Source organism: bacterium (assembly GCA_021372615.1).
GTDB lineage: Bacteria > Armatimonadota > Zipacnadia > Zipacnadales > UBA11051 > JAJFUB01.
The window spans coordinates 42,614-55,653 of record JAJFUB010000074.1 but is presented as its reverse complement, the minus strand read 5'-3'; the positions used below and the strand labels follow the sequence as shown (position 1 = coordinate 55,653).

The 13,040-nt window shown below is 68.7% G+C and carries 8 protein-coding genes; 1 reads left to right on the top strand and 7 read right to left on the bottom strand.

Going from position 1 to position 13,040, the window contains the following annotated elements:
* Positions 1–21 precede the first annotated feature (21 nt).
* A complete protein-coding gene (locus LLH23_10900; protein MCE5238988.1) occupies positions 22–804 on the bottom strand; it encodes a M55 family metallopeptidase in 783 nt (260 codons plus the stop codon).
* 96 nt (positions 805–900) lie between these two features.
* Between LLH23_10900 and LLH23_10895 the strand changes: the two genes are divergently transcribed.
* Positions 901–1,794, top strand: coding sequence for a dihydrodipicolinate synthase family protein (locus tag LLH23_10895; GenBank protein ID MCE5238987.1), 894 nt, complete (start codon positions 901–903; stop codon positions 1,792–1,794).
* Positions 1,795–1,815: 21 nt separating this feature from the next.
* Here LLH23_10895 and LLH23_10890 read toward each other — a convergent pair whose 3' ends face one another.
* From LLH23_10890 to LLH23_10865, 6 genes are all read right to left on the bottom strand, one after another.
* Positions 1,816–2,751, bottom strand: a complete 936-nt coding sequence (locus LLH23_10890) for a carbon-nitrogen hydrolase family protein (protein MCE5238986.1) — start codon at positions 2,749–2,751, stop codon at positions 1,816–1,818.
* A 14-nt stretch (positions 2,752–2,765) separates the two neighbouring features.
* Positions 2,766–3,794: a GNAT family N-acetyltransferase gene (locus LLH23_10885; GenBank protein ID MCE5238985.1), complete on the bottom strand. Its 1,029-nt coding sequence runs from the start codon at positions 3,792–3,794 to the stop codon at positions 2,766–2,768.
* A gap of 88 nt (positions 3,795–3,882) precedes the next feature.
* Positions 3,883–4,908 (bottom strand): hypothetical protein, encoded by a 1,026-nt coding sequence (locus LLH23_10880; protein ID MCE5238984.1) that lies wholly within the window; start codon positions 4,906–4,908, stop codon positions 3,883–3,885.
* 21 nt (positions 4,909–4,929) lie between these two features.
* The gene (locus tag LLH23_10875; GenBank protein ID MCE5238983.1) at positions 4,930–7,044 is read right to left on the bottom strand and encodes a family 10 glycosylhydrolase; all 2,115 of its coding nucleotides are present in this window, start codon (positions 7,042–7,044) and stop codon (positions 4,930–4,932) included.
* A 23-nt stretch (positions 7,045–7,067) separates the two neighbouring features.
* Positions 7,068–9,044 (bottom strand): beta-galactosidase trimerization domain-containing protein, encoded by a 1,977-nt coding sequence (locus LLH23_10870; GenBank protein ID MCE5238982.1) that lies wholly within the window; start codon positions 9,042–9,044, stop codon positions 7,068–7,070.
* 27 nt (positions 9,045–9,071) lie between these two features.
* On the bottom strand, positions 9,072–12,953 hold the full coding sequence (locus tag LLH23_10865; GenBank protein MCE5238981.1) for an NEW3 domain-containing protein: 3,882 nt from the start codon (positions 12,951–12,953) through the stop codon (positions 9,072–9,074).
* Positions 12,954–13,040 lie beyond the last annotated feature (87 nt).

The following is a 13,040-nucleotide window of genomic DNA, read 5'->3' as shown; positions in this document are numbered from 1 at the left end:
CCGCCTCACCGTTCCCGTGGTTCAGAAGCCGTAGATATCCAGCGCCGTCTCGCACACGCCCTCATGCACGCGGTGCGGGGCGGCCTCGATCTGCTCCCAGGTCCATTCGTCCGGCGCGCGCTCCTCGAGCGCCTCCAGCCGCGCCCGCGCGGGGAACTCAATGGTGAAGAGCGGCACCTGCTGGCCGCGCTTCATCGCTTCGCAGGCGCCCGCGCGGATCAGCTCGCGCGTCTTCGCCGGCGCCATGAGCCGCGCGCACTGCCGCCCCAGGCCCTGCTTGACGGCGACCGTGACGCAGTGCTCGCCGAAGAACTCCTTCGCCTCCCGACATGCCGCCACATCGCCGCTGACGAACACGCAGGGGAAGCCGAAGTGGGCCATCTCGATGGCGCCCTGGCCCAACTCGCCCATCTCCCGCCCGTTGTACCAGTAGCGGGCGTCGGTCGCGTGGTTCTGGGTGTGGCACAGCACGCCGTCCTTCGTGCGGTTCATGGAATGGGCGCCGACCTGCATCCCCAGGTCGAAGCTGCGGTCCATGTCCCAGCCTCGGGGGAAGCCACGGCCGCAGAGGTACTCGGCCCCCGGGTGCATCAGCTCCGGGTGCATGTTGCAGGGCCAGCCGTGACCGTCGAGCACCACGACTTCCGTGGCGCCGCCGTCGTAGCAGCCGTCCACGGCCGCGTTGACATCGCCCATCAGCAGCCGCCGTGCCATCTGGTAGGCGTCGCCGCCGTCGGGGCCGCACTGGCTCCACATCGTCAGGCCCGAGACGCCTTCGAGGTCGGTCAGAATGTACACGCGCATGGGGTTCTCCTCCTGTGGAAGAGGGGTTCGCCCGCCCGCGGCGAAACTCCTGTCGCAGAGCACTCAGAAGATGGCAGGACGTGAGGAGAGAGACCCATGGCTGAGAAGTTGAAGGGCATCGTGCCGGCGCTGGCGACACCGCTGCTGGAGGACGGGCGGCCCGACGAGGCCGGTATCCGCAAGCTGGTGCAGTACCAGCTTGAGGGCGGGGTGAGCGGCTTCTTCGTGGGCGGCTCGACCGGCGAGGGGCCGATCCTGCGGGATGAGGACTGGCGCCAACTGCACGAATGGGTCATAGACGAGGTCAACCATCGCGTGCCGATCCTGGCGCACGTGGCCGATGTCGGCACCGCCCGCGCCATAGACCGGGCGAAGATCGCCGCCGACCTGGGCGCCGAAGCCGCCGTGGCCACGCTCCCGTACTACTACGTCCACGCGGGCGCGGAAGCCGTCCGCTTCTTCACCGGCCTGGCGGACGCCTGCCCGATCCCGCTGTACATCTACAACGTGCCCCAGCGCACCCAGGTGCCGCTCTCGGCCGACACGCTGCAGGAGCTGTCCCACCACCCGAACATCCACGGCGTCAAGGACAGCGCCGTGGACCCGATCCTGCACTTCGACCTGATCCACCGCATGAAGGATACGGACTTCACGGTGCTCAACGGCTCGGAGTTCTTCGTCGGGGCCAGTGTGCTGATGGGCGGCGACGGCGGCCTGCTGGGCATCTGCAACCTGTGCCCGAAGCTGTGCGTGGAGCTGTATGAGGCGGCGGCGCGAGGCGATGTCCCGGCCGTGCGCAAGCTGCAGCCCGTGGTGTCCGATGTCACCACGGTCTTCTTCACCAAGCCTGGCAGCGCGCTGTCGGGGCTGAAGAAGGCGATGTCGCTGCTGGGCCTGTGCGAGCCCTACACCTCGCACCCGTTCACGCCCACGACGCCCGAGCAGGACGCGGCAATCGAGGCGATCCTGAAGCGCAACGGGCTGCTGTAGCGGATCGAGCGCCAGGCACCCTCACGGCAGATGCTCCTCCCGCACCCGCCGGCAGCGGTTGAGGTAGTCCACCCACGGTTCCAACTCGAACTCCGCCACGAGGTCCTCCACCGTCACGTCATCCATGAGCGAAGCGATCGTGCAGTGGGCCTCGGGGTAGTGGATCTCGATCTCCACACCGGGGCCGTACTTCTTGAGTATCTCGGGGAACTTGTCCTGGTTGCCAGCCAGGTGGAAGAGCATACGGTCCATGTTGATGACCGCCGAGCAGATGGGCGGGACGAGGCCGGCCCGCACCTGGTCCATCTCCCACCCCGTCTGGCCCAGGAAGCGCCCGGCCATGTCCACGAGGTACGACATCTCCGGGTAGCTCGTCGCGATGTAATACCCGTAGTCACGCACCCAGTGCAGCAGGCGGTCGCCGCCGCGCGTCTGCGCCACGAAGCACACCAGTTCGCACCCGCTGTCGGCCAGCATGCGTCCGACATGGTCGTAGTGGATGTCGAAGCAGATGGCGGCGCCAACGCGGCCGAAGTCCAGCGTGAAGGCCGGCGCCTCGGTGCCCGGGCGCACGCCGAACTCCAGTTCCATCATCGTCGGCATGATCTTGTGGTACTTGCCGACCAGGCCGCCGTCGCGCCCGATGAAGGCCGCCGTGTTGAGCAAATGCGTCCCCGCGTGCTCGATCAGTGGCAGCACGACGAAACACCCCAGTTCCGCCGCCACCTCAGCGACAGCCGCGAACGTCGGGCCCGGGATGGGCTCGGCCACCTCCCACCACAGCTCGCGCGTGTGGCCACGGCAGTTGAGGCCCTCGGGGAACACGACGAGGTCGGGCCTGGCCCGCCCCGCCTCGCGCAGGTGGGCGATGACCGACTCGCGCGTGCGCTCGATCCAGTCTGGCCCACCGGCGCAGGCCGGGTAGGCGACAACAGAGACACGGGCAAAGCGAGCCATCACTCACCCCTTGGTCAGCTCTGCAGCATCAGCAGATCATGCGCCGTGCCGCCGAGGACGAAGGCTCCGGTGAAGGTGTGGCTGACGCTGAAGCCCGCCTCCCGCAGCGCCGCGAGCTTGCTCTCGTCGCAGGCGGCGACGAAGGCGTGGGGGCGGGGGAGGCCCTCCTGCTGCGCCATGGTGAGCGTCTCGGTCAGCAGCGTCCCGGCCTGGTCCAGGTAGTGCGGGTGGACGGCGAAGTCCAGCGTTCGCAGGTTTGCCTCGTAGGGCGACCCGAGGTTGAGCACGGTCGCATAGCCCAGCACGCTGCCATCCTCGGTCTGCAGCACGGTCAGCAGCCCGCGCCCGTCCTCGACCTTGTGCAGCGCGGCCATGTACGTGGGCACGCTGCTGCTGAGGAACGCGGGGTGCCAGTGCCGGCGGGCCTCGATCCAGGCCGGGGAGAAGTCCATCATCCGGTCCACATCGTGCCGGTGGCCGACGTGTCCCTCGCGCACGTGCACCGGCCGGTCCGGCGCGAAGTAGCGCTGCTCCAACTCGGCGAAGGTCTCGCCCTTGACCAGCCCCATCGCGCCGGACTCCGCGGTCGGGGGGATGAACTCGAAGCCGTACTTGCGGTAGATGCGGCCGGACTGGGCGCTGGCGGAGCACAGCAAGCACTTGCCCTGCGGCTCGGCGTTGAAGTGGTCTACCAGCACGCGCACGATCTCGGAGGCGATGCCCTGGCCGCGCCACTCGGGCTCGGTATAGACATGCCCGAAGTTACCGACGCCCCACGTGGGCTCGCCCGCGCCGCCGCGTGGCAGACCGTACCAGACGTGCCCCACGATCCGCCCCTCCACCTCGCCGATGAAGTAGCGGTCCAGGCAGTGCGACGCGTACATGCCCTCCAGCCGTTGCCGGATGCCGCGGTAGCTGTCGTTGTCCTTGTGCTCCAGGAAGTGCAGAAGCCGCTGCGCCACATCCTCCTGCGGCGGCTCGACCATCGTGATGGTCATCACTGACCCGCCGCGGAGTGTAACCCCACCCATAGGTGTAACCATGTGCTCTCCCTCATTCCGCCATGGCCCCCACGGCCTTCCTCCGCCCATCGGCCGGCCCTGCTCCATGTGCCCCTGCCGTGTGGCGCCATCAGCCATCGGCACCGAGCTGTTCCTCCAGCCACGCATACGCCAGCCCACGCGGCGAGGCGTTGAACGAGTGCCCCGACGAGTGGAAGTGGCAGGCGAACTTGCCCTCCGCGCCCAGCATCTTGTAGACGCTCTCCACCTGGCAGTACAGTTCCGCGAACGGCTCAAAGATCGGGAAGCAGCTATCATTGCCGACCGCGCTGACGTTCAGGAACGCGCGCGGGGCGATGAGGGCCATGATCTCGTGGAAGTCCACCGGCGCGGGCAGGCCCTTGCGCCAGAAGTCGCGCAGCTTCGGGAAGTGGACATACTCCCCGGCGTGGAAGCGCGACCAGTTGAACTTCAGCGGGTCGGCGGCCCACAGGGTAATGCCGCAACTGGACACCCCCGCCCGGATGCGTTCATCCATCGCCGCGAGGAAGACCGACCCATAGCCGCCGAGGGAGTGCCCGATGCACCCGAGCCGGCTGCCATCCACCTCGGGAAGTCCCTGCAGCACATCCAGGCAGAGCTGGTGGTCGTAGATGTCCTTGCCCATCTCACTCCACTGCGGGTGGCGCGCGTAGAAGGGGCGGGGATCATAGGGCGCCTCGCCCGGCTTGAGTCGCTCGCCCGCGCAGAAGTGGTCGGGGGAGAGGGTGACAAAACCCCGGCGGGCCAGGTCTATGGCGGTGCCGTTGGAGCCGCCGGGCTTCTCCCCACGCCCCAAGCACGCCTCCTTGGCGTCGGCGGTCGTGCCGTGGATGCACACGACCGCGGGCGCCGGCCCAGTCAGGCCGTCTGGAACGACCAGGTAGGCGTAGATGCGGTCCTCCGGCTCGGACAGGAAGCTGAGCTTGCGGATGGTCAAGCCATCCTCCCGCGTCTCCTCGTGCCACTGCAGACCAGGGTCGGCGGGTGGAACCACATCGCTGTCGCCCAGCAGCCCCACAAACGCCTCCTGGATCTTCTCCCGTCGCTGCACCCACAGGGCCGGGTCAGCCTCGTACCATGGGGCCTCCAGCAGGTCCTTCATGAACTTGCCCACCTTGCGCCTCCAAGCAATTGCTCACGGATAGTCGAACCTCATCACCAGATCGAAGAGGGTCATGGCCCCGGTCCGCAGACGTACGGCCCGCCACAGGGCCTCGCCGAGCTCGCTGCTCGTGGCTGCGCCGATCTGCAGCGCGTTGCGCCCCGCGGGCGAGGGGTCGGTGAACTTGCCTGTCGAGTCCAGCGCCACCTTGCCGTCCACAAGCACCTTCAGGTCCTGGCCCTTCAGCTCCAGGCGATAGGTGTGGAAGTCGTCGGTCGTGTTCATGTCGTAGCGGGCGTGGGTGGAGTACATCGCGATGTGGTCGGGAAAGATCCCCACGCGGTCGCAGGCCACGCCGTTGGAGACGATGATGTTGCTCAGGCCCGAGATGGCCTTCACCTCGACCTCCGCCATCGCCTCGCGCTCCGGGCTGGCATTCCACGAGTAGTAGTAGTACAGGTAGTTGCCGCCCGCGATGCCCCGGTCGGCGATGAGCAGGGCGCCGTCCTTGATCTCGGCGGTGACGTCTGCGCTGGGGCGGTCGCTGCTCCAGGGTTGGGCCGGCTTCTTGTCGCCCGTCCAGCTCACTTCCCACGGCTGGTCGGTCCCGGCAGCCTGCGGGGCCAGGCTGACCGCCACCCGGTTCTCCCCTGGCTTGACCGCCTGCGGTGGGACGGCGTACTCCCACCACTTGCCCGCGGCCTGCCCCGCCGGCAGCGCCGTCCCGTTGAGTGCCGCCTGCGGCGCCTGCGGGCCCGAGGCCAGCAGGCACAGCTTCACCTGCGGCTGGGCCGCCCCCGCCCTGGCCGGCTGCTCGCCCAGGTAGATCGGCACCGTCAGGGGCTTGCCCGGCGCCAGCGCCATGGGGTTGTCGGGCGACAGCAGCGGCAGCGTCCGGCAGGCCGTGCCGCCCTTGAGGTACATGTCCGGCGAGTAGTTGCGCACCGTCACGAAGTACGTCTTGTCCAGACCGGCCAGGGTCGCCGGATCGCCAATCTCCCGCAGCATCGGCGCCTTGGGGCTGAAGAAGTTGAACAGGTAGACGCCGTCCGCGCCGCTCTGCCACACGCGCGCCGCCCGGGCCCGGTAGGCCTCGGACGCGTTGCGCTTGTACGGCGGCCCATCACTGCGCACCCGGCTCTCATCCAGCGACGGGTAGACCGGCACGTTGTACTTGTGTCCCAGCGCCACCAGCGTCTCCCAGGGGTTGAGCTGGAAGTAGCCGCTCCCCACCAGCAGGTCCACCAGCCCCTCCGACAGCCAGCGCTCGAGGTCCAGCCCCACGCCCTTGCTGTACTCGACCGAGTCCGGCACACGCATGGCAATGAGGATCGGCCGCCCGCGCTTGCGGCCCTCTTCGTCAGCCATGGCGCGGAGGCGGCGCACCAGGTCGGTCATCATGTCCAGCTCGGCCTGACTGGCCGTACCGCCCCAGCCGACCGACTTGAAGTAGGCCATGTGGCGGAAGAAGTCCAGCTCCACCCCGTCCACGTCGTAGTTCTGGCAGACCTCCTGGCAGAACCTGAAGGCCAGGTCGCGGATCTCGGGGCGGGTATAGTCCACCGAACTCCACGGGGCATAGGGCGATCGCTTGTCCCGAGAGCCGATGAGCCAGTCGGGGTGTTGCTCCTTGAGCGGCGGGAACAGCGGGTACGGGTTGTCGGGTGAGTGCGCGGCATCGTGCGTGTCGTTCATGCGCATCGAGAAGAAGACCTCGATGCGGTTCGCCCGCGCGAAGTCCACGATCATCTTGAGCGCATCGGTGCCCTGGTTGATGAGATCGCGGGTGATGTTGCGGGTGCTCGGTACATAGTCGCCGCTCTTGTCAGCGATCGGGTGCTCCAGCACCGCCCCCACCTTCGTGTTGTGGGTGAAGTAGCTGAAGCCCGAGCTGATCGGGCAGTAGAACAGGCTGTCCACCTGCGACCCCAGCAGCGGCGAGGTGCGCTGGACCAGCACGTTCTCGGCCGTCAGCGGCAGGCTCTTGGGGTAGTAGATGACCACATTGCCGTCGTCGTTGAGGATGATGCGGCGCTGACGGTGGGCGAGTTCATGGCGCTTGGCCACGAAGGCATCGGGCGCGGCCTGCGCCAGCACTCCGCCGGCCAGGCACAACAGGGCCAGACAGACCAGGATGAACATGCGCATGACACCAACTCCCGGTTGTGTTGTCACTGCACAACGACGATCTGGTGCCCGTTCAGCTCCGGCACCACGAACTCCACACGGCCGCCCCGCTGCTCGAACGGCAGCTCGTCCCCTTGCGGCTCGAGGGTGACGCGCGTGGCGACACGCGCGCCCACGCGCACCGACACCCCTACGTTGTACAGCGGGATGACATCCTCGATGATGTCGAACTCGCGGCCGCGCCGCTCGGGGATATAGTGCAGCAGGTGGATGATCTGCCGGCCCTGCTCGGGCTGCACGTTCAGCGACGCCTGCAGCGTGGACGGCCCCTCTACCCGCAGCACCGGCTCGGGCAGCAGCAGGTCCAGCGCCCCGCGCACCAGTTCCTTGCACCACAGCGGCGCCTTCGCCTCGTACAGGCCGAAGAGCGGGTGCATGAGGTAGATGCAGTTGCCGCAGCGTGTCCCCCCCGGGTAGGTCGCCGGCTTGTCGGCGGGCGTGTGCCGATGCGAGCAGAAGTGCTCCCAGGTCCGGTTGAAGTACGGCTGGATCATCCCGGACAGCACCTCGGTGCCCGCGCGCGGCGCTACCTGCCGCCCCTGGCTATACATGACCTGCCCGGTGTCCGGTCGCGCCCCGCCCAGCTTGCCGGCCAGAATGAAGTCGGGCGAGTACGGCGCCTCGCCCAGGTCGTCCACGCCGAGCGCCGCCAGATTGAAGCCCTGTCCCTCGGGGTTCAGGCCCGACTGGTACGACGCGATCAGCGCTCCGCCCGCCTGCACGAACTGCTGGAGCTTCTCGGCCAGCCTGTCGTCGGTCGGGATCTCGTCGGGCAGGATGAGCAGCTTGTAGCGGCTCAGGTCCGATTGGCTGTCAATGATGTCGAACTGCTGCCGCAGCTCCTGCAGGATACGCGTGGCGCCGATGATCGCCGGGCGCATGGCGCCGTGCCCGCCGCCGAGGAACTCCTCGGGGGTGAACACGCCGATCTCCGCCACCGGCTCGGCCCCCCGGCACCACGGCTCGATCGCCTCGATCTGGCTGTACACGCTGCCGGTGAGCTTGTAGGTCTCGGCGTCTATCTTGCCGGAGGGGTGGAGCTGGTCGCCCACGGAGCACTGCGCGCCCATGGCGACCATGTTGAAGCACTCGAACTCCAGCGCCGGCTGGTTCTTGTAGGAGGAGAAGTCGCCCCACGAGGTGTGGAACTTGCCGGTCATGCCCAGCGTGGGCACACCGAGGGTCCGCGCGAAGCGCTGGGCGACGGGGAAGTGCATGTAGCCCCAGCCGCCGCTGGGCAGCGACTCCAGCTCCAGGTGCGTGTAGCTGTGCAGGATGCCCCGGTGGTACGGACCGACGTGGCCGCCGTTGTAGAAGATGGTCGCCTCCGGCTGGACGCTGTGCACGGCCGCCGTCATCCGCTCCTCGAACTTCAGCAGCACCCGGTCGGCGAACTTCTTGCGGGCCGCCGCGTCGGACGGGTCCAGCCCCGCGGCGATCATGTCACGCTTGCAGTGCTCGCAGCTACACGCGGTAGGGAAGACGATGTCGAAGAAGAGGCCGTCGGTCGGCAGCGTGCGGCACACCTCGAGCGTCTGCTGCTCCAGGAAGTCCACGTAGGGGCTGTTGAGGCACAGTTGCCGGTAGAAGCCCGCGTCATAGGGCTTGGTGCCCACGAACGTCCCGTTCTCATCCACGACGAGCCACTCGGGGTGTTGCCGGGCGGTGAAGTGGTCCCAGCGCACGGTAATGTAGATGGGCACACGAATGCCCCGCGCATGGCAGGCCTCGATCTGTCGGGCCAGGAGATTGCAGGTCAGATGCGGATGCCGCCGCTCGGGGAACTGCGCCGTATCGTGATAGATCCACCCGTGGTGGCAGCGGGAGAAGCACGTGATGGAGTTCACACTCGCGGCGGCCAGCGTATCGGCGAACTCGTTGGCGTCAAAGTCAGCACCAATGCCAGCAATGGCCTCGCTGGTGTGGAAGTCGAGATGGACTTGGCGGAAGTTGAGTTGCACGATGAAGTGCCCTCCAGGTGGGTCCCTCTACGGGGCCCAGATTCTGATACTCCGGAACGACCCCTCCGCCCCCCAACTCCAGAGGCCCGGGAACTTGGCCTCGCCGGGACTGATCTGCTGCTCCAGCGATAGCTGATCGTCCACGATCAACTGCACCTTGCCCGACGGCAGGATCTGGACGATGACGTGGTGCCAGGTGTTCGGCCTCACCAGCGGCCCGGCCGACTGCGCTACCTGCTCGCCACCGAGGACGACCTTGTTCACCGTGTTCCCGTTGGCGCCGAAGCCGCACAGCAGGCCGCTCTGGTAGTCCTTCGGGTCCTTCAGCCAGCAGGCCGACAGGTCGCCCAGCGCGGCCGTGGCGGCGCGGGCGTCATATTCGATGCGCACCGGCGCCGGGACCTTCTCGGCATAGCACAGGAACGCGGTACCGCTGGAGTACAACACCCCCTCGGTGATCTTCCAGTTGCCCGACCCCACCAGCCAGCGCGGGCCGAGGGTCGGGCGGCTGAGGTCGTCGGCATACCGTAGCTTCCAGTTCACGCCGCCGGTGTGTTGGGGCTGATCGGTGGGGGAGCCGGAGCGCTGTGGTGGGGCGAAGCACGGGCGTCCCTTGAGTTCCCCGGCCGGAACGACCGTCACGCCCGTGAGCGGCTCCCCGCCGGGCGCCGGGCCGATCTCGCAGACCTCCGTCCACTGCTCGGTCACGCTCGACAGCTTCAGCACCAGCGCATTGTCACCGGCCTTGAGGTGGATGGGGAATGCGAACTGCCCCGGTCCGGCCCCCTGCGACTTCTCCCACGTCCACACCACCTCCCCGTTCGCCATCGCCACCGCCCCGCCCGAGCAGCCCAGACGAATCTGCGCCGGCATGGCCCTTGGCGCGTTGAGGCACGCGGCGATGTACGCCGTCCCGCCCTGCGGCTGACCGAACAGCCTGGCGAAGTTGATCCAGAACCCGTTCTCATACTGTGTCACCGGCGTCCAGGACACCTTGCCCGCGACGCCGTCGTAGGCGGCGGCGAAGTCCACGCCGTCGTCCGGCGGGCGCAGCGTCCGGTCCAGCGGCTCGCCCGCCTTGTTGGCGAACGGGCCGAGCACCGCCCACTGCGTGATGAAGCCACTGCCCACGCGGATCGTCTGGTTCAGGCGCAGGCTCGTGTCGCCGACCTGCACCAGCAGCGCCACCGGCAGCTCATGCCCAGCCCAGGCCTTCTCGGGCACAACGACCGGCACGCTTAGGTCCGCCTTGCCGCCCGGCGGCAGGGACACCTCCTGGCCCGGCGAGGCCTGCCAGCCCGCAGGCACGGTGACCTCCGCCCGGACACTCATCGGCTCGGCCACGACACCACTGGAGGTGACCGTCAGGTCCAGGCGCGACGGCCCGCCGCCGGGCCGGCCCTGCAGGTGGTTGTGCAGCGGCGCCGACCAGGGCATCACCATGCGCAGGCCCAGGTAGGGCGCGACCTTCTCCATGGGCAGGCCCTGCGGGAACTTGCGCCCCGCCTCCGTCAGGATCAGCCGCAGACCCTCCCACTGCAGGGCGGGGGCTCGTACCCCGCCGGCCTCAGGGGCTTGTACCCCGCCCTCTCGCACCCGTGCCACCAACGCCTCCAGCTTCGCGGCCAGTGGCTCGGGCGTCGCTGAGTTGGCGCCCGCCGGCCACAGGCCCAGGTCGGCCCCCATCGCCAGCAGCGTCGCCCGCAGACCCACTGCCCGCTCCTCCGGCGTCACGTAGGCCCCCGCCAGCCCCGGCCCGTCCAGCGGCCGGCGGACGCGGTCGAACCTGTTCTCGCGGATGACCAGGCCCTCGACCGGCGTGTATGCGTAGATGCCCAGTTCGGACCGGGCGATCTGGTTGTGCTCCACGATGGCATCGCGCACGTGTCGCCCCGGCCGGTCCGCCCCGGGGCCGTTCCACTCGCAGCCCAGCATGATGTGGGCGTTGCTCTGCAGCTTGTTGCGCCGCACCATCGTCCCCAGCGTCAGCGGCGTCTGCCAGTTGGCGGCCGGGGGGAAGATGTAGACGCCGATGTGCGCCTCGCCCGACAGCCGCCAGTTGTCGTGATCGCTCCAGTAGGTGTTGCCCTCGCTGATGGTGTTGTCGAGCCACTGCAGGTACCAACTGGGCTGGATGCCGTTGCTGTAGTTCATGCCGAAGTTGTGGAAGCCGGCCGTGCGCCGCGACACGTTGCCGATCATGAGGTGCTCGATGGCGTTGCCATAGAACTGCAGCGCCACGCCGGCATCGGTGAAGTCATTGCCGACGAAGAGGCAGCGGCCCTGGAAGGCGCAGACGGTGAGGATCGAGGTCGCGTCGGGCGGCACGTCCCAGGGGCGGTCCACGGTGATCTCGCGGCCGTTGATCGCCGCCACGCGGCGGTACTGGCCCATGCCCTTGCCGTCGAGGATGTAGACACCGCCCCCGCCCCAGCGCGCACCGTCCTTCGTGTCCTCGGCCGTGGTCGTCACCGTCGGCGTGGAGGCGGCGACCTTGCCGAAGTACGCGCCCCCACCGGCGTCCGAGGTCATGGCCTCGCGGTCCCACCCGAACATGTCGGTGAGCGTGTTGTGAGCATAGTAGACGTGCTGGGAATACGAGGAGCCGTCCAGACAGTTCAGCCCCCCGCCGGTGGCCATGAGGTCGCCGCCGATGAACCGGTTGCCGTCGAGGATCACGCCATCGCTGCCGGACAGACAGTACCAGCCCCAGCGCCCGTTGCGCAGCGTGTTGCGCGCGACGTATGCGCCGCGCAGCCGCGACAGCCAGAACACCATGCCGCTGGACTGCAGGTCGCAATCGGTGATGACGACATCGCGCCCGCCCAGCGACAGCAGCGGGCACTGGTTGCCCCCGCCGCTGCGCATCCGGCGGTCCACCTCATCGGCGGTCATGTGGCCCCGGTAGCGGTCGGCGCGGATCGTGAGGCGCTCCAGGCGAACGTGACCCGCCTCGGGCTGCCGGTCGTCACCCACCAGGAAGCGGCTGTAGTTGCTGCAGTAGAGCGTGAGGTCTTGGAGGGCGAAGGAGTTCGTGCCCTTGATCTGCGCCGGGAGGGGATCCCTCAGGTCCGGCCAGTAGAGGTTGACCAACTCGCGCCCCTCGCCCTGGAGCGTCACGAAGCGCGGCAGCTCGATCGTCTGCGTCAGTTGATAGCGCCCGCGCGGGAAGAACACGACCCCGCCGCTGCCCGCGGCCGCTTTGGCGATGGCGGCGGCCACGGCGGCACTGCAGTCCGCCTGTCCCTGGGGATCCGCGCCGAAGTCCGTCACGTCAAAGCGCTGCGTCGGCCACGGCTGCTCGCGGCGGACCGTCAGCGGCACGGGGTCGCTCCAGGCCGCAGCGCCGCCGTAGCCGTTGCTCAGGCGCACCTGGTACGAGCCCTCGGGCAGGCTCGAGGGGAGGGTGGTCACGATCTCCACCCCCGCGGGCGCCTGCAGCCGCACGGTCTTCGGCCCGGTCAGCTCGACCGTCACCGGCCGCTGCTCGGTGTTGCCCAGGCAGTTGCCGAACAGGTGCAGCCGCTCCCCCGGCGGCAGCTCCACATGCCCCTCGCCCTGCAGCCACCAGATGACCGGCCGGTTCAGGAGGGTCGTCGCCGCGCCGGTGGCGCTCTTCACCTCGCACCGGTACAGCCCCCGCCGCCACGACGCCGGAACCACGAACTTGACCGAGCCGTTGGTGGGCTGCATCAGGCCCGCGCCCGTGATCTCGACGGCCTGCCTGGGGTCCTTGGGACTGTCGGGCAGGCGGGAGAGAGACACCGTGACCGCGGCCAGCTCGTCACCGACGAGCAGCACGGTCTCTCCCGGCGCCACCGGGCTGGAGGCCCAGAAGAGATGCGGGGCGGCGCACAGGAGTGAGGGGATCAGCAGGAGCAGGCAGCAGACGAGGCGGCGAGCGGGCATCCGGCACCTCCGCGCGGCCGCACGTGTGGCCCATGCGGCCGGGCGGAGTCAGGTTGGACAAGACACGGCGGGGGACCTGCGCGCAGG